At 54.1% G+C, this 21,816-nt stretch carries 21 protein-coding genes; 1 reads left to right on the top strand and 20 read right to left on the bottom strand.

Annotated elements, in window-relative coordinates; translation table 11 throughout:
• Nucleotides 1-93: 93 nt before the first annotated feature.
• Nucleotides 94-1,908: a DNA helicase RecQ gene (recQ, locus tag K0B01_06480; GenBank protein ID MBW6485780.1), complete on the bottom strand. Its 1,815-nt coding sequence runs from the start codon at nt 1,906-1,908 to the stop codon at nt 94-96.
• A gap of 200 nt (nt 1,909-2,108) precedes the next feature.
• Between recQ and K0B01_06475 the strand changes: the two genes are divergently transcribed.
• A complete protein-coding gene (locus K0B01_06475) occupies nt 2,109-2,966 on the top strand; it encodes an amidohydrolase family protein (GenBank protein ID MBW6485779.1) in 858 nt (285 codons plus the stop codon).
• Nucleotides 2,967-2,984: 18 nt separating this feature from the next.
• On the opposite strand, the gene K0B01_06470 is transcribed toward K0B01_06475, so the two are convergent.
• From K0B01_06470 to lpxK, 19 genes are all read right to left on the bottom strand, one after another.
• Nucleotides 2,985-5,663: a GNAT family N-acetyltransferase gene (locus K0B01_06470; protein MBW6485778.1), complete on the bottom strand. Its 2,679-nt coding sequence runs from the start codon at nt 5,661-5,663 to the stop codon at nt 2,985-2,987.
• Between the two features lie 503 nt (nt 5,664-6,166).
• Nucleotides 6,167-8,146 carry a TRAP transporter large permease subunit gene (locus K0B01_06465; protein MBW6485777.1) on the bottom strand — a complete coding sequence of 660 codons (1,980 nt, stop codon included), beginning with the start codon at nt 8,144-8,146 and terminating at the stop codon, nt 6,167-6,169.
• Nucleotides 8,143-8,769, bottom strand: coding sequence for a TRAP transporter small permease subunit (locus tag K0B01_06460; GenBank protein ID MBW6485776.1), 627 nt, complete (start codon nt 8,767-8,769; stop codon nt 8,143-8,145). The genes K0B01_06465 and K0B01_06460 overlap by 4 nt, the downstream gene beginning before the upstream one ends.
• A gap of 71 nt (nt 8,770-8,840) precedes the next feature.
• Entirely contained in the window at nt 8,841-10,013 is a 1,173-nt protein-coding gene (locus K0B01_06455) for a twin-arginine translocation signal domain-containing protein (protein MBW6485775.1), read from the bottom strand.
• Nucleotides 10,014-10,408: 395 nt separating this feature from the next.
• The gene (btsR, locus tag K0B01_06450) at nt 10,409-11,119 is read right to left on the bottom strand and encodes a two-component system response regulator BtsR (GenBank protein ID MBW6485774.1); all 711 of its coding nucleotides are present in this window, start codon (nt 11,117-11,119) and stop codon (nt 10,409-10,411) included.
• Nucleotides 11,116-12,792: a sensor histidine kinase gene (locus tag K0B01_06445; protein MBW6485773.1), complete on the bottom strand. Its 1,677-nt coding sequence runs from the start codon at nt 12,790-12,792 to the stop codon at nt 11,116-11,118. The genes btsR and K0B01_06445 overlap by 4 nt, the downstream gene beginning before the upstream one ends.
• 189 nt (nt 12,793-12,981) lie before the next feature.
• Nucleotides 12,982-13,158, bottom strand: coding sequence for a Trm112 family protein (locus K0B01_06440; protein MBW6485772.1), 177 nt, complete (start codon nt 13,156-13,158; stop codon nt 12,982-12,984).
• 92 nt (nt 13,159-13,250) lie between these two features.
• Nucleotides 13,251-14,450: a glycosyltransferase family 9 protein gene (locus tag K0B01_06435; GenBank protein ID MBW6485771.1), complete on the bottom strand. Its 1,200-nt coding sequence runs from the start codon at nt 14,448-14,450 to the stop codon at nt 13,251-13,253.
• Nucleotides 14,414-15,034: an HAD family hydrolase gene (locus K0B01_06430; GenBank protein MBW6485770.1), complete on the bottom strand. Its 621-nt coding sequence runs from the start codon at nt 15,032-15,034 to the stop codon at nt 14,414-14,416. Before K0B01_06430 ends, K0B01_06435 begins: the two co-directional genes overlap by 37 nt.
• Nucleotides 15,031-16,188, bottom strand: a complete 1,158-nt coding sequence (waaF, locus tag K0B01_06425) for a lipopolysaccharide heptosyltransferase II (protein MBW6485769.1) — start codon at nt 16,186-16,188, stop codon at nt 15,031-15,033. Before waaF ends, K0B01_06430 begins: the two co-directional genes overlap by 4 nt.
• Before the next feature lie 20 nt (nt 16,189-16,208).
• On the bottom strand, nt 16,209-17,102 hold the full coding sequence (locus K0B01_06420; protein MBW6485768.1) for a lysophospholipid acyltransferase family protein: 894 nt from the start codon (nt 17,100-17,102) through the stop codon (nt 16,209-16,211).
• A 465-nt stretch (nt 17,103-17,567) separates the two neighbouring features.
• On the bottom strand, nt 17,568-17,861 hold the full coding sequence (locus K0B01_06415) for a hypothetical protein (GenBank protein ID MBW6485767.1): 294 nt from the start codon (nt 17,859-17,861) through the stop codon (nt 17,568-17,570).
• On the bottom strand, nt 17,858-18,076 hold the full coding sequence (locus tag K0B01_06410) for an addiction module protein (GenBank protein MBW6485766.1): 219 nt from the start codon (nt 18,074-18,076) through the stop codon (nt 17,858-17,860). Before K0B01_06410 ends, K0B01_06415 begins: the two co-directional genes overlap by 4 nt.
• A 448-nt stretch (nt 18,077-18,524) precedes the next feature.
• Nucleotides 18,525-18,830, bottom strand: a complete 306-nt coding sequence (locus K0B01_06405; GenBank protein ID MBW6485765.1) for a hypothetical protein — start codon at nt 18,828-18,830, stop codon at nt 18,525-18,527.
• Nucleotides 18,817-18,984: a BrnT family toxin gene (locus K0B01_06400; protein MBW6485764.1), complete on the bottom strand. Its 168-nt coding sequence runs from the start codon at nt 18,982-18,984 to the stop codon at nt 18,817-18,819. Before K0B01_06400 ends, K0B01_06405 begins: the two co-directional genes overlap by 14 nt.
• 62 nt (nt 18,985-19,046) lie before the next feature.
• Entirely contained in the window at nt 19,047-19,232 is a 186-nt protein-coding gene (locus K0B01_06395) for a BrnT family toxin (GenBank protein ID MBW6485763.1), read from the bottom strand.
• A gap of 247 nt (nt 19,233-19,479) precedes the next feature.
• Nucleotides 19,480-19,866, bottom strand: coding sequence for a cation transporter (locus K0B01_06390; protein MBW6485762.1), 387 nt, complete (start codon nt 19,864-19,866; stop codon nt 19,480-19,482).
• Between the two features lie 250 nt (nt 19,867-20,116).
• On the bottom strand, nt 20,117-20,359 hold the full coding sequence (locus K0B01_06385) for a hypothetical protein (protein MBW6485761.1): 243 nt from the start codon (nt 20,357-20,359) through the stop codon (nt 20,117-20,119).
• Nucleotides 20,360-20,532: 173 nt separating this feature from the next.
• Nucleotides 20,533-21,633, bottom strand: a complete 1,101-nt coding sequence (lpxK, locus tag K0B01_06380; GenBank protein MBW6485760.1) for a tetraacyldisaccharide 4'-kinase — start codon at nt 21,631-21,633, stop codon at nt 20,533-20,535.
• Nucleotides 21,634-21,816: the final 183 nt, after the last annotated feature.

The raw sequence follows: 21,816 nt of genomic DNA, 5'->3' as shown, positions 1-21,816 counted from the left end.
AAATGGCAGGCTTCGACTGGTCACAATCTTCTGTCCGCACGCCCGGGCGGCTCCCGATCCTCATCACAATTTGGTGAAGAGCCGGCTCTGCTATCAGCTTCCTGATGACGCGTATTGATTGATAATATCAAGGAAAACGGCGCCGTACTGTTCCTGTTTCGCGGCGCCGACACCGGAAATCGTGGAGAACTGCGCCAGGGTTTTGGGCTTGCGCTGCGCCATCTCCTTGAGGCTCTTGTCGCTGAAAATCATATAAGCGGGAATCCCCTTGCTCCTTGCCAGTTCCGCACGAAGGGTTCGCAATAGCTCGAACAGTTTTTCATCAACATTTTCCCATTGTTCCGCACGTCGTGATTTTCGTTTCGCTTCGATTTCCTTCTTCTTCCCGGCAACGAGCGGCTTCGCCAGCAGCGGCATCGCCTTTCCCCGCAGCAGTTCCCAGCCCGCCTCGGTGATCGCGATCGTCATGAATTCGCCCTCGCGGCGCAGAAACCCCTGGCCGATCAGTTGCTCCAGCATGTAGCGGATATAATTCTTCGTTTCCCCCTGCAGCAAGGCAAAGGTGGAAAGCTTGTCGTGCTCCCATTTTTCTATTGCCGGGGTTATGTTTCCTTTGAGAATTTCGACGATATGGGCCGCACCGAACCGCTCCTTGACCCGGGCAACGCACGAGAGAACTTTCTGGCCGACGATCAGCGGCTCCTCGACTGCCTCCACCTCCTCGAGGCAGTAATCACAGGCGCCGCAGTTCGCTTGCAGATATTCCTGAGCAAAGTAACGGGAGAGATAGCGGTGCCGGCATTCAGGACGTACGCAAAATCCATACATCGCCCCCAATTTTGCGAGCATTACCTCCTTCTCCGGCGAGTCGCGGAGCATGTACTCCCAAATCCGGTAATCGCTTCCCGCATAGAACAGGGTGCAGTCGGCGGGCAGGCCGTCGCGGCCGGCGCGGCCAGTCTCCTGTTGATAATGTTCGATCGATTTCGGCATCGCCGCATGAATTACATAGCGGATGTTGGAGCGATCCACCCCCATGCCGAAGGCGATTGTCGCCACGATAATATTGATCCGCTCCGACGAAAATTCTTCCTGATTCTTCCTGCGCTCCTTATCCGACAAACCCGCGTGATAGGGGCAGTTTATATATCCATGTTCATTGAGTTTTCCGGAAATTTCATCCACATCGGTTCGCTTCAGGCAGTAGATGATCCCCGGTTCTCCCGGATGCTTTCGGATCGCCTCCGTAATTTGTCCCAGCAGGTTTCCGGAGCGGGGGAAAACGCGATAGGTCAGATTGGGGCGATCCACGCTTCCCATATAGATTGCCGGGTCTTGCAGCTTTAACTGCGCGACGATATCCCTTTTGACCTCCGCGGTCGCCGTCGCGGTAAAGGCATGAACCCCGGTTGCGGGGAATTCCCTTTTTATCATCTTCAGATGCCGGTAGTCTTCGCGAAAATCGTGTCCCCAGTGGCTGATGCAGTGCGCCTCGTCAATGACAAAGAAGGAGATTTTCACTCCTTTGAAAAGAGCAATGGTATGTTCCATCAGCAGTCTCTCCGGGGAAAGGTAGAGGAGCCGCACGCGGCCGGCGCTAATTTTCCCGAGCACAGCAGCCTGCTGCGCCCCGGTCAGGGAGGAGTTCAGGCATTCCGCGGGGATTTTCAGTTCCTTCAGATAATCGACCTGATCCTTCATCAGCGAAATGAGGGGGGAGATGACCACGGCCATTCCTTCGGCAATCAGCGCGGGCAATTGAAAACAGACCGATTTACCGCCGCCGGTGGGCAGGATCGTCACGGTATCCCGGTTTTCCAGGATTGAGAGAATCACCTCTTCCTGGAAGAGGCGAAAACTTTGATACCCCCAATATTTGTTCAGGGTTTGAAGGATCCTGTTTTTCATGTTTCCAGTAATATCTTGTGGTCAATAGCGCCTGCAATATCTCGTTGACAGGCAAGTCCGTCCTGCCTATACTCCCTCGCCTGAAATACTTTGTTTTGTCAAACAAAATTACGGCGCCTGACTGCTTTCCCCATTTTTCAGGGGACGTCAGGCAATGTTGCAGCAAAGCATAATATTACAAATCGGGGAGAGCGAAGCCCATGATGGTTTTTGACAGCCACCTTCACCTTTTCAATGCAAAAATAATTGACAATGTCTCGCACCGCCAGGATTTGGTCGGCCTGTTGAATCTGCAGGCCGCAGGCGCGCATGCCCGCCTGGATATCGCGACGCTGGCCGCTTCCATGAAATCCTCCGGCGTTGCCGCCGGGCTGATTCTGCCCACGGCTGCGGCCGCGGATGTGGAACGGATCAACACGATTTTCATCGAAAAGGCAGGGAAGACGGATTTTTTGCACACAGCAGGCACCCTGCACCCCGCTCATCCCCATAATCAGAAGGAAATTGACCGCCTCTGCCAAGAGGGAATCCGGGGAATCAAACTGTGCTCTTTTTCCCAGGGTTTTGTGCTGGACGGCCCGCCGGCTTTGGCCCTGTTCGACCTGATCGACCTCCATAACCGCAGCGGCGCAAAGTCCCTGTTCGTCGTGCTGGACACATTTTATCACGCCCATAGCTACTTTGGCACGGATCAGACCTGTACGACAAGACCCTCTCAGATCGCGGAACTGGCCCGGCGTTATCCGCACACGGTCTTCATCGGCGCTCACATGGGCGGCTTGAGCGCCCCTTTCGAGCAGTTGTGGACGGAGCTGCCCCCTTCTGACAATCTGCTGCTCGATACGTCCAATGCGGCCCACACCCTGACACAGGAGCAGTTTGTCGCCCTGCTCAAACGCTTCGGCCCCGGACATATCGTTTTTGGCACGGACTGGCCGTGGTTTGAGCACGAGGCCGAGATCGCCCGGATAAATGAATTGACCAGCGCGGCGGGGTTTAGCGCCAGGCAGAAAGCCGCTGTCTTTTATGACAACATGGCAGAACTGCTTTCGATATAGATCGGCCGGAGGCGGCCCTTACCCGTCCAAGGGCAGAGAGACCCGGACCAGTTCGTCGGCAGAACGGCTGCGGGTCATTCCGAGCTTTTCGCACAGATAAGTCATCCGGCCATTCGTCGGCTCCAGAAATCCATAGAATTCCTTCAGCCCCTTCTCCTCGGCGATGCCGATGAGCACATCGAGGAGCTTGGAGGCAAGCCCCCGCTTCTGAAAATCGTCGTGCACAATAATCGCAAATTCTCCCGCATTGCCGCCATTGACATCAACGGTCAGGCTGCCGATGCCGACAAGCCGCCTTTTTTTGTCGGCGCGCAGCTCAGCGACGATCGTCATGTCCCGACCGTAGTCTATATGACAGGAACGGACCAGCATCGCATGGCTGATGTTTTTGATGTTCTGATAATAGCGGGAACGGATGGTTTCCTGCGAGCAGGTAGAAAGCATCTCGAATTCAAGAGGCTCATCCTCAGGGCGGATGGGGCGGAGGATCAACTCCGTGCCGTCCTTCAGCCGCCAGGGGGTTACATGTCTTGTCGGATAAGGGGCAATGACCAGGTGGCTATAGGGCGGAGCTTTTGCCGCCAACGCCTCCCGATCCACCAGGATCCGGGCGTCCAGCACGACGGCCTTTCCCTGGCATACGGCCAGCGGGTTTATATCCATTTCCAGTATTTCGGGAAAATCGACGATCATTCGGGAAAAACCGACCAGTATCTGCTCGATCTGGCGTAAATCGGCTGGCTGCTTTCCCCGGAAGCCCTGAAGCATGCGGTAAACGCCCGTCTCCTCCATCAGCAACCGGGCGAGCATCTGGTTCAAGGGCGGCAGGCCGACGGAAAAATCCCGCAACATCTCGACCCCGGTGCCGCCGTGTCCGAAGAGGATGACGGCGCCAAAATGACCGTCCTTTCTTGCCCCGATAATAAGTTCGTAATCTATATGTTCCAGCATTTTCTGAACGACCACCCCGCGCACCAGCGCCTCGGGGGCAAAATGGCTTACCCCGTCCATGATTCGCTGAAAGGCGCTGCGGAGTGTTGTTTCGCTGTCGATCGCCGTTACCACCCCCCCGACATCCTGTCTGAAGACAATATCGGGCGAGGCAACTTTGAGCACCACCGGATATCCTATTTCCCGGGCTGCGTCGATGGCCGCATCGATGGTTCCCGCTGTTCGTGTGGCAATCACAGGAATACCGTAGTTGCGGAGAAACTTTTGCGATTCATCCTCCGCCAGAATCAACGAATCTCCCCGCCCGGAGCGCCTGATAATCGCCTTGAGATGATTTTTCGGCGGCGTCTCATCGAGGGGGAGTTCCGCCGGCGTTTCATGCAGGATCTGCAGATTACGCTCGTACTGATTCATATAGATATAAGCGCGAACGGCGGCCTCCGCCGACTCGTATGAGGGAATCCCCTTTTCTCGCATCAGCTCGCGCCCGCGCTGAACATCGTTTCCACCCATCCAGGCCGCAAGCAGCGGCTTGTCCGTTTTTGCGCAAAGCAGGACCAGCGCCTCCGCCAGCTCTTCCGAGTTGGTAAAATCCTGAGGCGTATATATCGTCAAAAGCCCGTCCACCTCCGGATCCTTGATGACAACCTCCACTGCCGCCACATAGCGGGAAACATCCGCGTCGCGGAGCAGATGAACGGGATTGCCCCTGTTCCACCAGGACGGAAGAACGCCATCGAGAGTCTGGATTGTTGTTTCGGACAGTTCTGCCAGTTTTCCGCCATCAGCAAGGAGCTGTCTGGCAGCGATAAAGCCGATGCCCACGGCGTTTGTCAGGATTGCCAGACGCGGTCCCCGGGGACGATTCCCGGAAGAAAGGATGCTTGCCGCGTTAAAGAGATCGTGCGCCTCGCGTACTCTTACTACGCCAATGCGGCGGAAGAGGGCGTTCAGAACATCTTCATGGCCGGCCATCATTCCGGTGTGGGTCGCTCCCTGACAGTTTCCTTCCTTCAAGCCCGGAGGTTTAAGCAGAATAATCGGTTTGACGCGGGCAAAGCAGCGCGCGGCGCTGACAAAACGCTTAACATCGCCCCGAATATCCTCCATGTAGAGAATAATGCTCTTCGTGTGCTGATCTTCAAAGAGAAAATCGATAACGTCCCAGAATGTTACATCGATCGCCGAACCAAGGGAAACAACCGCGCTGAAGCCTATATGAGAACTGAGCCCCCAGTCGAATAGGGTTCTGCCGAAGCTCCCCGCATCCGAGATAAACGCGATGCCGCCGCTTTCCGTATTCCCCTTGAGGAAGGTGGCATTGAGATTCTCCGCCGGCCTGATGATTCCCAGACAATTGGGACCCACAATCCTCATTTTATAGGTCTGGTTGATGCGGATTATCTCCTCCTCGAGGCAAGCCCCCGCCTCTCCCGTTTCCCGAAAACCGGCTGAAATGATGATCAGCCCACCGACGCCGGCCCGCCCGCAGGCATCCACCACGTCCGGAACGGTTGGCGCCGGGGTTGCGACTATTGCCAGATCAACCTCTTTGGGCACAGAGCCAATATCCGGCCAGCAGGTTTGATCGAGCACCGTTTCGCGATGCGGGTTGACCGGATAAATGACGCGGTTGGAGGGAGCAAGAACGTTTTCCAGAATAGCCCGCCCGAACGAGCCTGCCTCATCGGTCGCGCCGATTACGGCAATTGACCGCGGATTGAAGATTTTGTGCAAATCTCCCATACCTTTTCTCCTTTGATTGCGCTGCGGCAGAGGCGGACAAGCGACCTCGCGTTTCTGCGCTGCCCTTTTCCGGAAGAAACCGTCTGCTGATCATTAACAAATCATCAAGATGAAGATTGGCGGATAATAACGATGTTCCCCCGGAAATGCAATATATTTCCGATGAATAGACTATGGGCCTGCCCAACCGCCTTTAACGGTCTTCGCCATTTTAAGAGATCAGGTATGAATAGAATTAACGGACAATACTGAGCCAATTGCAAAACTATTTGTCATTCCCGAAAGCGGAGCTTAATGTACACAATGCTTCTATCGGGAATACGGTTTTTCAAGCAGTTAGAACCAGATTATGAACATTAAACTTCGTTTTCCCGCTTAAAATCATTGCGGGAATGACAGAATGTGAGAGTTTTGTAATTACCTCTACTGTAAGAAATAAAAAGCGAAAGAGGGCAACCCTCTTTCGCTTTATTATTAACTCTTCCCAATGCTTGTCTGATCCGTTAATGCCCGTACAGCAAAGACGGCAGCCACAGCCCGATCGCCGGAAACATGTACAGCAAAAAGATCGCGAAGACCTGAATCGCCATGAAAGGCAGCATCCCGAGAAATATCTGGTTGAGCGTCACATGCGGCGGCGAGACGCCCTTCAAATAGAACGCGGCCATCGCCACCGGCGGTGAGAGGAACGCCGTCTGGAGGTTCAGCGCAACCAGGATACCAAAGAACAGCGGATCGACGTTAAAATGCGTCAACAGCGGCAGGAAAATCGGCAGGAAGATGATGATGATCTCGGTCCATTCCAGCGGCCAGCCCAGCAGAAAAATAATGACCTGCGCAAGCAACATGAACTGCACGGGCGACATGTTAAGCGACTGCACCCAGGTATTGATGATCTCCTGCCCGCCGAGGAGCGCGAACGCCCCGGCAAAGATCCCCGAACCGACAAACAGCCAGCAGACCATCGCCGAGGTCTTCGCCGTGAGGAAGACCGCCTCTTTGAAGATTTTCACGTTGAACCGCCCATAGGCAATCGCCATAATCAGGGCGCCGGAGGAGCCCATCGCCGCCGCCTCGGTCGGAGTCGCAAGCCCGGCAATGATGGAGCCGAGCACCCCGACAATCAGGATGGACAAAGGGAAAAACGAGGTAAGCATCATCTTGAATATCTCGAGACGAACAAACGTGAATATTGCATAGAAAACTGCAAGCGAAACCACGCAAAGTCCCAGTGTCAGCCAGAAGCCCAGCGGAGCGGGCAGACGTGAGGCGGCAGCCTCGGGAACCGGCGCCGCATCCGGGGCAGATGCAGCCGGCGCGGCGGCAGCCTCGGCGCTCTCCGGCGCCGCTTCCTGTGCAACCGGTTCCGCCAGTCCTGATTCGGCGGGAGGTTCCTGAAAACCAGCTTCGGCAGGGGGTTCCTGAAGGCCGCCGACATCTTCCGGTTCCTGCAGGCCGCCCTCTTGCGGTGCGGCAATATCCGTTGTGTCAACAGACCCCATTTCCTGCAAACCGGAGGTGTCCACCACATCCGGTTTTGTTACCATAAGATAGACGGACCCCATGATCAACGCTGACGCCAGCACCGGCAGAAACGCGATCAGGAGGTGGCTAAACAGCGTTTTCAGGGGCACATCGGCGTTGCGCTTGCCCATGATCGCGCCGATCAATCCCGTCACAACATTATTACCCCCCCCCTTGACGATCTTCTCGGCAAACAGGGGAAGGGGCACATATCGTTCCTCTTCGGAAAGCGGCGGCGCAACTTCGGGATTGATCATCGAGTAAATGATGATGTAGGAGATATAAAGCGTGGCCAGCATCAGACCGGGGAAGAAGGCCCCGGCATAGAGCTGCATTACCGAAACGCCGGCGGTGGCGCCGTAGAGGATCAGCAGTACAGACGGCGGGATCAGAATGCCGAGCGTACCGCCGGCGGTGATGGCGCCTGCCGCAAGCCGGACGTTGTATCCGGACTTGAGCATTACCGGAAAGGCGAGCAGTCCCATCAGCGTCACCACCGCGCCGATGATCCCCGAGGCGGTGGCAAAAATCGCGCAGGTAACAACAGTGGCAACGGCAAGCGATCCGGGAATGCGCGTGGTCGCCAGATGCAGGCTCTTGAAGAGATCCTGGATCAGGCTGGCCCGCTCGACCAGATAGCCCATGAAAACGAAAAGGGGAACCGAGATCAAAACGTCGTTGCTCATCACCCAGTAGGCCCGCTGCACCATCAAATCAAGAGTCTGCTGGACCGCCAAATTTGGATCTACGCTGCGGTAGGCAAACCAGGCAAACATCGTCCCGAGCCCCATCAGGGTGAACGCCGTCGGGAACCCGAGCATAATTGCCACAACGATCAAGGCCAGCATCAAAAGCCCCAGATGACCGTTCGTTATCTGTCCGACAGGCGGCATCAGAACGAAAAGGGCGATCAAAACGAGGGCAATCAGAGAGATTCCAAACCATGCTCCTTTTTTCATTTACCGCTCCCTTTCTTCGCCGTCACGAACTCATCCAACTTGGCAATATCCTCGTCCTTGACATGCAACTGTTCTTTCAGCTCTTCGACATTGACCTCCTCGACATCCTCCTGCCGCGACGGCCAGGCGCCGGTCTTCAGGCAGAGGGCACAGCGGACCATTTCCACAATGCCCTGCAAAAGCAGAAAGGCGCCGGCAACCGGGATGACCGTCTTGAATTGGTAAACGGGCGGGCCATCGGCGGTCATCCCCGAGTGCTCCAGGATTCGCCAGGATTCTCCGGCATAGTTGTAGCCGGCCCAGCAGAGGGCGACCACCCCGGGCAGGAAAAAGAAAAAATAGAGCGTAAGATCGAGACCGGCCTGTACGCGCGGCGGGAAGAAGCCGTAGAGGACATCGCCCCGGACGTGGCCGTTCTTCGCGAGGGTGTAGGCGCCCGCCATCATGAAAAGCATCCCGTACATCTGGATCATCCCGTCGAAAGCCCAATCGTGCGGTTGGTCAAGGGCATAGCGGGAGAACACCTCCCAGGTGATAAGCACCGTGAGCGACACAATGAGCCAGGCGAAGATTTTCCCGACAAAGGTGCTGATTTTGTCAACGGTAAGCAAAATTTTCTGCATAGTCACACCTTTATCAAAAGCCGGCTATCCGGATCACTCCCGGACGGCCGGCCGTTGTCAGTAAAAACTGGTTACTTCTTCGTTGCCGCCTTGGGAGCAGCAGCCTTTTTGCCGAAATAGTGGTTATATGCCATGCGCCGATTGACATTGGTGTCCATATCCCACTTCACCACGCGTGCGGCGAATTTCTTCTGCGACGCCTCTATATCCTTGAACATCTGATTTCCGGCCGCCTTCTTCGCCGCCGCCGCATCATAGGAGGTAAGCTCCGTCCTCAGGATCGAGTCGGGGGTTTTGTAGAACTTTACCTTGTCCTTGGTCTGCAACTCAAGGTAATCCTGTGAGTAACGATCGCATGACTTCCACCACATATCTGCCGAAGCCGCCTCGACGGCGTTTTCGATGATCGCCTTCATCTTGTCGGGCAGGGCGTCGAACTTGGTCTTGTTGAAGAGAATCTCGAAACTCTCGGCGTTCTGATGGTAGCTCTGGAGCATGCAAACCTTCGAAACATCGGGGAAACCGAGGAGACGGTCGGAAGAGGCGTTGTTGAACTCCGCCCCATCCAGCAGGCCGCGATCCAGGGCCGGAACAATCTCGCCACCGGGGAGCGCATTGACCGCCGCGCCCAGACCGTTAAAAACGTCAATGGAAATGCCGACGGTGCGGAACTTCATTCCCTTGAAATCGGTAAGCTTGGTGATCGGTTTTTTGAACCAGCCGAGCGGCTGGGTCGCCATCGGGCCGTAGGGGAAGGAGACGACATTCGCGCCCAGTGAAGCGTAGAGTTTGGCCGCCAGTTCCTTGCCGCCGCCGTACTTGTTCCAGGCAAGGAGCATGTTTGCATCCATGCCGAAAGCGGGGCCTGATCCCCAGAGCGCCAAGGCGTTCTGTTTTCCATAATGATAAACCATCACGCCATGACCGCCGTCAAGCGTTCCCTTGGAGACCGCATCCAGCAGGTTAAAGGCAGGAACAACGGAACCAGCGGGCAGAACTTCGATCTTCAGATCCCCGCCGGTCATGTCGTTTACCTTCTTTGCATAATCAAGGGCATACTCGTGAAAGATGTCCTTGGTGGGCCAGGTGCTCTGCCACCGCATATTGATTGGCCCCTGCGCCTTCAGTATAGACGGGAAACCCAGGGTTGCCGCGCCGGCAGTAACCGCGGCCGCTGTGGTCAGAAAATTACGTCGTGATACGCCAGTCGCCTTTGCTTCTTTGTTCAGTTCTTTCTTCTTCATAATAAACCCCTCCTTAGTGTTATGGAAAAAAACCGTCCGCTTGAAGAACAATTCAAACCACACGCAACACCACCGGGAACCGCACTTACCCCGGGCACTTGATGAATTTTCCTGTCCTGAAATTATGAAATATTTTTATACTGAACGGGAGAAAAAAGGCGACCACCCCCGCAATCGCCTGTCTTACGCCCCCAACCAATCCTTTAGAGGCAAAACTGCATGCTTCCCTTATAAACCTTGCCAATTCTCTGTCAAGAAATATTTATGCCTGAATGATACGCAAATTTAACTGATTTTACCCGTATCAACAATGGTAAATAATTCGCAACAAATAACTTGTCAAGCGGCCAACTGCAGCATTTAAAGGTCGAAACCCGGTAGTGAGCGGTAAACAGCTAAAAGAGCAGCTTCTCCCGCAGGAGTTTCAGGTATCTCCGGCTCACCGGGACAAACCGACCGGATTTTGTCCTGATTTCCGCCCCGCCGTTCTCACGAAGGGCGATTTCGTCCACCTGATCGATGTTGATCAGGAACTGCTTGTGGCACCGGACAAGTTCCGTTTTATCCTCAAGAACCTGAAGGGTAATATCCGTATAGAAATCTCCCTGACCGCAGATCACATAAACCCCTGCCTCGCCGGATCTGACCTGCTCGACATCGGCCAGTTTGATCAACTTGATTCGGGAGGAATGGAGGCAGGGAATTTTTTCGATATTCGGCAGCGCAAATACCGGTTTGATCCCGGCGCCGAGGCGTTTTTTGAGTTTTTCGACGGTTTTTGCAAGTCTCCCCTTTTCGATCGGTTTAAGCAGGTAATCGAGGGCGTTTTCCTCAAAGGCCTTAAGGGCATACGCATCATGGGCGGTTACGAAGACAACGGCCGGCATCAGCGACTCATCGATCATACCCAGCAGTTCAAACCCATCTATGACCGGCATCTGCACATCCAGGAACAAAACATCGGGTTTTTCCCGATTGATGGCCCTGATCGCTTCCGGCGCATTGGCGCACTTCCCCACGACAATAAACTCCCCTGTTTCGCCCAGCAGCGACTCCAACTCCTCGCGGGAATAGATTTCGTCATCAACGATCAGGGCGCGCATCATGATGTTTTCGTCTCCAGCGGCAACATAACCGTCGCCCGAGTGAATTTATCAGGTTCGCATGAGATGCTAACCCCCGCATCGTCGCCAAACTGACACTTAAGCCGCTTGTCAACAATCTTTATCCCGTAGCCGTCGCCCGTTTTCTGTTCGGGAAAAATGCCGGCATTATCCTCTATTTCGATGATCGCCCGGCCGTTCCTGCGAAAGGCCCTGATTCTGGCTATTCCCTGTCCGATTGTGTTGGAAATGCCATGTTTGAAGGCGTTTTCGACAAGGGGCTGGAGGGTGAAAGTGGGAAGGATTACCTGCAGCAGCGCAGGGTCAATGTCGATCTCGATGGTCAGCCGGTCGTCAAAGCGGGCTTTTTCGATCTGCAGATAGGAATTTACCTGGTCGAGCTCCTCCTCAAGGGTTGACAGATCGCTTGCGCGCTTCAGATTTTTCCGGAAAAAATTGGAGAGATGGATCAGCAGCTCCTTGCAGCGCGACGAATCGATCCTGAGAATGGCGATGATGGTGTTGAGCGCATTGAACAGAAAATGCGGGTTTACCTGCGCCTGCAGGAGCTTGAGTTCCGACTGCACCAGCAGGCGTTTCTGCAGCTCATAACGGGCCAGCAAAAGCTGATTCGACAGGAGGCGGGTAATCCCCTCGCCAAGCGTCTTGTTCATATTGAGGAATTTTTTGTCTTTGGTCTCAAAGAGCTGGATCGTACCGATGACATCATTATCGATATGGAGGGGAACGACCAGGACGGAGTGCAGGGGACACTCCCCGGAAAGCGAACAGCGGTACCTCTGCGTTACACCGTCTGCAAAAACGACCTTGTTCTCATTGATGGCCTTTTTCGTAAAATGCGTGGCAATGGGGTCGCCGGGCCGGTGATGATCGGAACCATGGCCGGTAAAGGCAATGACCTTCTCCCGGTCGGTTATGGCAACCGACCCGACGCCCGTCTCTTCGTGGATGATCCTCGCCAGCTCTACGGACGAAGCGTCGTTTATGCCCCCCGCAAGAATATTCAACGACCGTTCCGCAATTTTAAAGGCCTTTTCGTAAGAGGAGGCGGCAATCCGGTCAAGCATATTCCTCTGGTCGCGGAGGATATTTACAAACAGGGCGGCGCCGATTGCATTCGACAAGATCATCGGGAGCGCAATCACCTGCACCAGGGCGACTGCATTGGCGTAGGGACGGGAAACGAGCAGAATGATGATCATCTGCGTTATCTCCGCGCCGAACGCCGTCATAAAGGCTATCTTCGGATTCAATGTCTGGCCGGAATGGTTCTTCCGGTAGAGATAGAGATGCACGATCCCCCCGATTCCCCCCTCGATTGTTGTGGAAAGGCCACAGGAAAACGCGGTGAAACCCCCCAGTAAAAATCGGTGGAGTCCGCCTGTAAACCCGACGGCCAGTCCCAGAACTGGTCCCCCGAGGAGGCCCGCCAATACCGGACCGATCGCCCGCGTATTGGCGATGGCGTCCTGGACGGGGACCCCCAGATAGGTGCCCATAACCGACAGGGCGGAAAAAACTAAATAGAGGTAGATTCTGTCGCGTCCGCGGATAGGCGCGGTCGTCAGCGATTTGAAAAGCGGGGATTTGGAGTAGATGTAGGCAATAACTACAAAGACCGCCATCTCCTGCGTCAAACTGAGGAGAATTTCCATCAGTCGCGACCCGGCCCTGCTGCCGTGCGGCGGCAGGACTGATCGTAAACAAAAAACAGTCGCATCATTTCAACAACCCACTTTAATTAAACTTTTTCCCGATGTGCGGGGGTAGCATTCGTTGCCGGCATTTGTCAACGGGAAAGAAAAACAGCGGATAATTATTTTTTCCGGCAGGCAATGTTTCAATTACGGCTCCGGCAGCGACCTGGCCTTTTCGCTCAGCATGATCGGGATATCGTCTTTTATCTCATAGAGCAGCCGGCATTTTTCGCAGATGAGGCCGTCTTCCCCCTTCGCCGGCTTCAGCGGCCCCTTGCACCGGGGGCATGCCAGAATGTCCAGCAATTCCTTCCTTATTCCCATTTTTCCCTCCCCAAATTATTTGTATTAATCACCCAATAAATCCTGCCTCTACCATCCTTGCAGCAGGGGAATTGCCTGTAGATTACGAAGTGTTAATTACTCGCTGTCGGCAAAGTTCCTGTTTCCCCCAGTATCCTGCGCACAGCGTTAAAAACCTCTTCGACTGAAATCTCCGTCATGCAGCGGGGCTGAGGGCATTTCTTCCTAAAGCAGGGGCTGCAGTTGATCCCGGTGCGGATAACGCGATGACCCGGGCCATAGGGACCCGTGCGGACGGGATCGGTCGGGCCGAAGAGGGCAACCGTCGGCGTTCCAACCGCGGCGGCCAGGTGCATCGGCCCGGAGTCGGTTGTCACCACGATTTTTGCCCTTTTGTAGAGCGCCGCGAGCTCCCGGAGGGAGGTTTGGCCGCCGAGGTTCAGCGCCTTTGTTTTCATAAGTTTCATAATTTTTTCCAGTGGTTTTGCGTCTCCCCCGGTCAGAACGACGGTAATTCCCAGCTCCTGCCAGAGCCGGTCGCCCAGAAGTGCAAACTTTTCGTCTTCCCAGAGCTTCGTTTCCCAGAAGGCAACCGGACTTACGGCGATAAAAGGCCGATCCGCATGTTGTAAAGCAGCGTTTTCATCATTGGTTCCCACTGTTTGCGGCAAGGCTGGCATTCTGTTTTCGGAGTTCCCCGGCGGGAGGGGGGGAACTCCGAAAATCTTTTTAGCGAGCAACTCACTTACTTTCCTTTTTTCGTTTTCGCCGATGGCGATCCCGAATTCCGGGGTTCCGGAAAGGCAGGTTTTCTCATCCCCGCGGGCAATGTAGTGGACAAAATCGAGATAGCGCTCGACGGCGTGTTTTTCCATCGCTTCCGTTATCTTTTCGTTGTAGAAAAGCCCGCTTCCCTCCTGGAGGCTTGCATATCCCAGCTTTCGTTTGCCGCCGCTCAAAAAAACGATCACGGCGCTTTTGAACAGGCCGTGAAAATCTACCACCAGATCGTATTGGCGCGAGCGCAGTTCTGCAAGAAATGCACGCATTTCCCCAAACGGCTGGACGATCATTCCCTGGCGCAATTCCCGGAGCCAGCGCTTCCGGCCCGAGACGATCACCCGGTTCAGCGCGGGGTGGTCCTGGAGCAGATCGGCTGCCGCCTCCTCGACCACCCAGGTGATGTCGGCCTCCGGCCATAAGCAGCGCAACGCAGCCAGCGAGGGCAGCGTGTGGATGACGTCGCCGATCGCACTCAACTTGACAATCAGGATGTTCACAGTTTCTGCCCACCCCGGTCGGCGATTATCCACCGGACCGCCTCCTCAAGGGTTTTCGCTACATACACCGGATGGCACACCCCGGCTTTTTCCCGGTCGAAACCGGCGAGCGCCGCGGCGGATTCCGCGCCGTAGCCTGTCTGCACCAGCACCCCCGGAACGCCGGCCCGCCCGCCCGCCTCGATATCCCTCAGCGTGTCGCCGATGATATAGGAATCATTCAGGGAAAGGGCCAGCTCCTCTGCCGCACGGAGCAGCATCCCCGGCGCCGGCTTCCGGCAGGGGCAATCCTGCAGATAATCCCCCAGTCCGTCCGTCGGGTGATGCGGACAGTAGTAGAAGCGGTCAATCCAGGCCCCCTGCTCTTTCAGGTTCTTCTGCAATTTCTGGTGAATCTCCAAGACGGTCGCCTCGTCAAATAAACCGCGGGCAACCCCCGACTGGTTCGTGACAACTATCGCCTTCAGGCCGCTTTCATTGATCAAACGGATCGCCCAGGCCGCGCCGGGGATCAGACAAAGCTTCTCCGGCCGGTCCAGATAGCCGACCTCTTCGTTGATCGTCCCGTCGCGATCGAGAAACACCGCAGCCTGTGTTTTTCCCTTTTTTTGCGTCATCCCGGCTCCGTTGGGTTCGTAAAATTGGGGAAACACGCCTTGTCGCGTCCGGCTGGTCGGGACGCGGGGTTTCCCTGAAGGAGTTTCCTCGCCGTTTCAAGAACTTCAGCGATTGTTATCAGCTTCATGCACCCAAAATCGGTCGGGCAGACCGGCTTCAGGCAGGGGCTGCAAGGAACATCGTGGTGAATGACAACGCTCTTTGCGCCGGCCGGCGACGTCGTCGCGGGATTGGTCGAGCCGAAGATCGCCACTGTCGGGATTCCAAGCGCCCCGGCAACGTGCATCAATCCGGAATCATTGGAGAGAAAGATGTCGCAGCGGGCAATGAGGGCGATCGCCTCCTGGAGATTTGTCTTTCCCGCAACGTCGATCAGTTGGTGGTGAGCGCTCTTCTGAACTTCCGCGGCGCTCGGCTGGTCCGCCTTGCTTCCGAAGACAATTGCCTGCGCCTTAAATTCCTCGTTCAGGGAATCGGCGACGGCGGCAAACCGGTCGGGAAACCACCTTTTGGCGGGGCCATAAGCGGCGCCCGGGGAAATACCAATCAGTTTGCCACTTTCGGCGATACCGAAGCGGGAAAATAGTGATTCCGCAAGAACGGCGTAATCCTCTCCCGTCTGGAGCCGGGGTTCCCGTTCTACCGGGCGGCAACCGAGCGCCCGGACCATCTCGAGATAGTACTCGCTCTGGCGCACCCGGCGGACTGCCGCGGTCCGACGGACGGAGTGGGTAAGCAGGAAACCCCGGCCGTCGGAGTTATAACCGGCGCGCCGGGGAATCGCCGCCAGCTTCGCGAGAAGCGCCGCTTCGATCGCGTTTTGCAGCAGGATGGCGCAGTCGAAACCTTTTCCCCGCAGTTCTTTGGCCAGGCGCAGCTTCCCGAGCGCCCCCGCATGTCGCCCCGGCTCCTCGAAAATGATGACCTCGTCGATCTGGTTCGAAAGCCGGTAAACCTCGGCCACCCAGGGCTTCGCAAGAACCGCTATTCGTGCCTGCGGCCACCTGGCGCGGATCGCCGCAAGCGCAGGAAGGGTCATCACCACATCCCCGATCCAGTTCGTCCCCCGGATCAGCAGTCGTTCGATCCCGCCTTCCGGCAGTTTTTTATCGCCCCGGACCTTCAGGGGCATATTTTTGTCAGGGGCTTCCATCTATAATTTCCGTTATAACTTCACCTGCTTTCCAGCGGAACCTGGCAGAGCTGAGTCTTCCAGCGCTGATGAATCCAGAGCCACTGCTCGGGATATTTCCGCACCGTATCCTCAATAACCTTCGTGAAGCGCTGCGTGTTGGCGATTACATCCGCGTCGCGCTCCCCGGTGTCGATAATCTCGATCTCCGGTTCGATAACGAGACGATAACGCCCATCCGGCAACCTGATCAGGTAAGCAGGCAGCACCGGGGCGCCGCTGTGCAGGGTCAGAAGAGCGAGGCCGTTCGTCGTGCAGGCGGGTCTGCCGAAGTAATCGACGAACACGCCCTCGTACCAGTCCGTGTTCTGGTCGATCAGGATTCCGAGCATCCCGTTTTTCCGCAGCGTGCGGAGCATCGACAGCATCGCGTTTTCCTTTGGTATTGGTTTGTTGCCGGACGCCGAGCGCACCCGGAAGACGAGCCTGTCGAGAAGCGGACTGTCGAGGGGGCGGTAGATGACGACCGCCGGCTTGATAAGCAGGGCGATCGCTGCAGCCTCCAGCTCCCAGTTGCCGAAATGGGCGCTGAACAGCAGGACGCCGCGCCCCTTGGCAAGCGCCTGTTCGCAGTTCGAAAGCCCCTCCGTCTCGACAATTTCCCGAACATTTTCGCTGGTAAGCTTCGGGATATCAAAGAATTCCGCTGCCACGATGCCCATTGTGCGATAGACGCCGCGGGCAATCGTCAGTATTTCCCCATTCGTTTTTTCCGGGAAGGCGCACCGGAGGTTGTGCAAGGCGATCATCCGCTGACGGGGAACGAGGTGGTAGAACAGCTTCGCAAGCCCTATAAACAGCCTCCTGCGCAACGATACAGGAATTGCCTGAAAAAAGGCCAGCAGGATGCCGGCAAGTTGATTCTTGTTCACCATTTATGCCTTATAGTGTTCGCTGAAGCGACTTTGTTTGCCAGTCACTTCCTCATTATGGATTAGTTTCCTTTGAAATAACTGTGTCAATCATGTCTTTATCATTCTTATTGGTGAATTTCCTTATTGCAATCTGCTCACTAATGGCAGCCCGAGCATTGGCAACTACTTTACTGTATGGCACAAAACTTGTGAAGTGCCTAAAATTTGTATGAGTATTAAGCAAATCCGTTATTTTCGAGTAATTATTTTCAAATTTATTAAGGCTCTGAGACAACTCCAGTTTCTTAAATAATCACCATTTCGGTCTTTCAGAGAGAGTGTTTCAACAGCTGTGGAACCGCATAAATTGCAGGGAATGGAACACTCTTCTCTTCTCTTCTCTTCTCTGGTGCCATGGTTTGCCACTGCTCCTGAATATTCAAATACGTAATTTCATTTTTTATATTGGCGAAAACATCAATATATTTAGTTAATTCTCTTTCTTATCCATGCTGGATTCCGTCGACAATCAAGGATCGCATATACAAGTGCTGTATTATTTTCTACGCGATAATAAATAGCAAAAGGAAAGCGTTTTGATAATGCACGGTTGTACTTATCAAAATATATGGGATGAATCCCACCATGAATTGTCAATGAATCAATATCTGAATAAAGGGAATCCAAAAAATATGCACCAAGGCCTTCCGATTGTTTTTCATAAAATTGATAGCCATCAACTAAATCCTGGCTTGCAGATGAAAGGATTCTGATTTTCATGATATTGATTTTTCTATTTTTTTCTTGGCATTATTCCAATCAATAAAAACATCCTCTCCACTAATAATTCCTTTTTCCCTATAATTCAAAACTTCCTTGTGCCAAGGCGCTGACAATCGACTTTCTGCTTTCTCAGATAAATCATCCCAAAGAGCTTCCATAGCTTGGATTTTCTCTTCAATCGACATTTTCTCTACAGATAAAGCAACTCCCATTTCCTTTTCTCCTTTCCACCTACCCCAATAATAAAGTGAAGCTTTTGTCCTGGGCAGCTTACCTGGTCGGGATGATCAGTTATTTCCCATATATCATCCCGCGAAAGATTAATTACTGCTTGTTCGAAAAATACATTCCTTTCTACCTTTAACCATTCTTTTTTTTCAGGATTCCACGCGTATTTTATGGTTTTATCGTACATTATTTGTGTGTGTGTTTCAAATGATATTATGCCCTTTTGATATTATGCCCTTTTTACTTTCAGGAATTATCCCTGAATCCGTGGCACAGAGAGCGCCGACTGGCTAAAACGGTCAAAAACGATCCTTAGCCCAAGTTTGCCAGTCACTTCCTCATTATGGATAAGTTTCCGTTGAAATAACTGCGTCAATCATGCCTTTGTCATTTTTATTGGTGAATTTCCTTATTGCAATCTGCTCACTATTATTATTTTCGCAGAGCGGATGCAGACCTCTTTGTCGGAATAATCTCGATCAGCGAGCGGAGGGCCTTATTGACCGATTCAGTGGTTGGGAAGTACTGCATTACGTCCGGTTCCAACATAACTGCGCCGTCTTCGATCTTGAAGTATTGAACCGATTCGGCGCCGTCTTTTTTGTGTACGACGACCTTATGGCCCTCCCGGCAGGCTTGACAGTATTTGCCCCGCACTCCTCCTTTCATCGTGGAGAAGTCGTATTCCGGTCTCATTTCGTCTATCGTTGTCGGTTTCCTGGTTTCAACCTTCTTCATAACTTCTCCTTTCGCGTGCCGTTGCTTTACGGCAACTAATAATGCGTATTCGGCCTTGTCTCTCCGTATGAATTAGAACCAGAAACCAGCCTCGATAGGACAGACCGATGCTGATATAACGCTTTTCTGTTTCCGGATTGAGAGCTTTGCACAACTACATAAAACCAGCAATTATGTCATGCCGGCGAAGGCCGGTATCCAGTATTATCAAGGACTTCACTGATTCCGGTTTTCACCTGAATGACGAATAAGGGAGTTGTGCAAAGGTCTCGAATTGTCAATCCCCGGAAACGTAAGCAGGAAAGGATCATTAAAGATCGTCTTTCCTGCTTCAAAGAACACGCTGTGCTTTTTGAAGTTTGCGCTTGCCTTAACTTCATCCCATTCAAATGTCAGTTTCATTTGAGCCTTCCGGGGTTGTTTTCGTTCTCCATCCCCTGCTTGTCGAATGTGACACAATAGCCGGCAGAAGGCAAGGCTAATGAAGGGCGCTGCATTCTACATGTTTTCAGGATTTTCTATATTTATACCATTTTTTCTTGGCCGTCTCTCAATGGCAGTCGTCACAAACCTCACCATGCAAGCCTTCAAAACCCCCTCTGGCGATGATCGGCGCCATGATCAGCGCGGCTACGGGGTCAGCCCACCATCAGCCTAATAGTGCATTGAGCGCAAGCCCGCCCAGAAGGATGGCCGAAAGATAGGCACAAAGATCAGTCTGACGGGAATCTGCCTTCATGGCCCGGCTTTCCAGGTTCGCGGCCGACCGGCGTTTGGCGCGAGCGAGAAGGGGCAGGACGATGAGCGAGACGACAGCTAACCCGATACCGACAAGGCTGGTTTGCGGCGGCTCATGGCCGAGAAGGGACTTGATGGCCTCAAAGGCGACGTATGCCGAAAGGATAAGGAAGCTGACACCCACAAGCTTGAGGGCAAGCTTCTCGCGGCTCTCGTCATGAGCGGGAGAGAATAGTCTCCAGAGGAGAACCGAGGCGGAAAGACTTTCAATAAGAGAATCAACACCGAAGCCTACCAAGGCGATACTGCCGGCATATCATCCAGCGCCGATCGCGACGCCAGCCTCTACCACATTCCAGCCGAGGGTAAAGTATTCAAGCTTTCGGCCCTGCCGTAAATGCCCTGTACGCTCAGCTAAAGAGCAATGAGAACACCCATCCGTCATCCCTTCCTCCCATTTTTGATGTGACATAACGGTACGGCTGAGCGGCTTGCCATACACACTTGTTTGAACCGGTTAGTCCCAGTCTTTGCTGGATGCTCATTTTTTATCCGACAATCAGCAGAGCCACATAGGGCACGACATTGAAGACCAAAAAAACGATCTTGAACAACCCGAGAAACGAGTACATGACCACGTTGTAGGTTTCCCGGGGAATGGGGAACAGTTTGTTTTGCAGGCGATACAGGAAATCAGGGGCAAACATGAAAAACACTGTCCACAAAATGAAGATGCCCCCATTTATGATAGTGCACCACATAAAGAATGTTGTCATTGTCTGGATATCCATGATGTTCCTCCTTTATTTTTTGGATCTAACGCCAAAGCTCACCAGGAGGTGTGCTTGCTTTCGCGTATATCACTGATCTTCCGACTTGTATATTCTGAATTTCGAAAATCATTTTTTCCAATGAACCGGCCGAATCAGCCCGGATGGTTGGTGAGGGGGCTGGGGACCAGGGACTACCGGGGGGGGAACCGGGAGAAAAGCAGCTCGGTAAACGGCAGGAGGGGGGTAATTTCCATCGAGATCCGCAGAAGCGAAATTTCTGCCAGAAAAGCGGGAAAATCGGCAAGCCTGACCCCGTCCTTTTCGGTGGTGACAAGCAGGGATGCCCCGCTTTGGGCGGCGAGACGCCGAAGCGCTGCAATATCCGAGTCACTGTACGGATGGTGATCGGGAAAATCGCGGTACGAAACCACAGCCGCGCCCAGAGCGGCAAGGCCCCGCCGGAAGGCTTCCGGAGAGCCGATTCCGGAGAAGGCCATGATTTTTTGTCCCCGCAGCGTCTCGGGAGGATCGATATTTCCCTTCTTACCAGAGACGATCCCCGTCGGTTTGTGTATTCCCCGGAATGACGGATGTTCGAGATCCACGGGCAGCGGTTCGCCCTTTTCGGCAACGCCTGTTCTGAGCAGCATATCCGCGCGGAGGAGAGCGTGGGGCTCTTCGCGCAGAGGCCCCCGGGGCAGGAGAAAGCCGTTTCCGAAGGGACGGGCACTATCGAGAAGGACGAGGTCGAGATCACGAAAGAGCTGCCGGTGCTGAAAGGCGTCGTCGAGAAGCAGGATATCGGCGCCGAATTTCTCCACTGCCGCACTGCCTGTGAGAAATCGCTCAGCCCCGGTAAGAACCGGAATCCCCGGCAGGGAATTTGCCATCAACACCGGCTCATCCCCGGCCTCCTTCCACCCCATCAGAACTGTTTTTCCGTCGGAGACAACATTGACCGGGCTTCCGGATTTGCCCCCATAGCCGCGGCTCAGCACGGCAGGGCGATAACCGTGTTGTTTCAGCAAATCAGCGATCCAAATTACCGCCGGCGTCTTGCCCGTTCCCCCGACGGTAAGATTGCCGACGCTGATAACCGGGCAGGGCAGTCGTTTTTGACGACTGATGTGCCGATCGTAGAGGGTGTTCCTGAGCCAGACGGCGCCGCCGTAGGGAAACGAGAGCATCCGCAACAGCGCCCGCGGGAGAATATCTCCGGTTTTGGCTTCATCATCGTTCCACAGGTGCTGAAAACGAAGTTTAATGTTCATAAAACGGAGTTTAATGTTCATAATCATTTCACTTATGGAGAATTGGCGTCAGAGTAGCATTGTTAAGTCGAGTAGAGCAGCTTCTCCCGACGCTGTAGGCTGATGTTTGTGTTCTCCGTTTCCGCCTGGTTTCCCGGCGGTGCCACATCATCTCAACCATACATCAGTTGTCGCTGACCCCTCTCAGAACCGTGCTTGCGCTAT

The sequence above is a fragment of the Syntrophobacterales bacterium genome, assembly GCA_019429105.1.
GTDB lineage: Bacteria > Desulfobacterota > Syntrophia > Syntrophales > UBA5619 > DYTH01.
The sequence above is the reverse complement of the archived record's forward strand: the minus strand, read 5'-3'. Positions and strand labels throughout refer to the sequence as shown.

Coding starts and splice junctions, on each gene's coding strand:
- recQ (MBW6485780.1), bottom strand. CDS start 1,908: ATGAAAAACAGGATCCTTCAAACCCTGAACAAATATTGGGGGTATCAA.
- K0B01_06475 (MBW6485779.1), top strand. CDS start 2,109: ATGATGGTTTTTGACAGCCACCTTCACCTTTTCAATGCAAAAATAATT.
- K0B01_06470 (MBW6485778.1), bottom strand. CDS start 5,663: ATGGGAGATTTGCACAAAATCTTCAATCCGCGGTCAATTGCCGTAATC.
- K0B01_06465 (MBW6485777.1), bottom strand. CDS start 8,146: ATGAAAAAAGGAGCATGGTTTGGAATCTCTCTGATTGCCCTCGTTTTG.
- K0B01_06460 (MBW6485776.1), bottom strand. CDS start 8,769: ATGCAGAAAATTTTGCTTACCGTTGACAAAATCAGCACCTTTGTCGGG.
- K0B01_06455 (MBW6485775.1), bottom strand. CDS start 10,013: ATGAAGAAGAAAGAACTGAACAAAGAAGCAAAGGCGACTGGCGTATCA.
- btsR (MBW6485774.1), bottom strand. CDS start 11,119: ATGATGCGCGCCCTGATCGTTGATGACGAAATCTATTCCCGCGAGGAG.
- K0B01_06445 (MBW6485773.1), bottom strand. CDS start 12,792: ATGGAAATTCTCCTCAGTTTGACGCAGGAGATGGCGGTCTTTGTAGTT.
- K0B01_06440 (MBW6485772.1), bottom strand. CDS start 13,158: ATGGGAATAAGGAAGGAATTGCTGGACATTCTGGCATGCCCCCGGTGC.
- K0B01_06430 (MBW6485770.1), bottom strand. CDS start 15,034: ATGACGCAAAAAAAGGGAAAAACACAGGCTGCGGTGTTTCTCGATCGC.
- waaF (MBW6485769.1), bottom strand. CDS start 16,188: ATGGAAGCCCCTGACAAAAATATGCCCCTGAAGGTCCGGGGCGATAAA.
- K0B01_06420 (MBW6485768.1), bottom strand. CDS start 17,102: ATGGTGAACAAGAATCAACTTGCCGGCATCCTGCTGGCCTTTTTTCAG.
- K0B01_06415 (MBW6485767.1), bottom strand. CDS start 17,861: ATGAAAATCAGAATCCTTTCATCTGCAAGCCAGGATTTAGTTGATGGC.
- K0B01_06410 (MBW6485766.1), bottom strand. CDS start 18,076: ATGGGAGTTGCTTTATCTGTAGAGAAAATGTCGATTGAAGAGAAAATC.
- K0B01_06405 (MBW6485765.1), bottom strand. CDS start 18,830: ATGAAGAAGGTTGAAACCAGGAAACCGACAACGATAGACGAAATGAGA.
- K0B01_06395 (MBW6485763.1), bottom strand. CDS start 19,232: ATGAAACTGACATTTGAATGGGATGAAGTTAAGGCAAGCGCAAACTTC.
- K0B01_06385 (MBW6485761.1), bottom strand. CDS start 20,359: ATGGATATCCAGACAATGACAACATTCTTTATGTGGTGCACTATCATA.
- lpxK (MBW6485760.1), bottom strand. CDS start 21,633: ATGAACATTAAACTCCGTTTTATGAACATTAAACTTCGTTTTCAGCAC.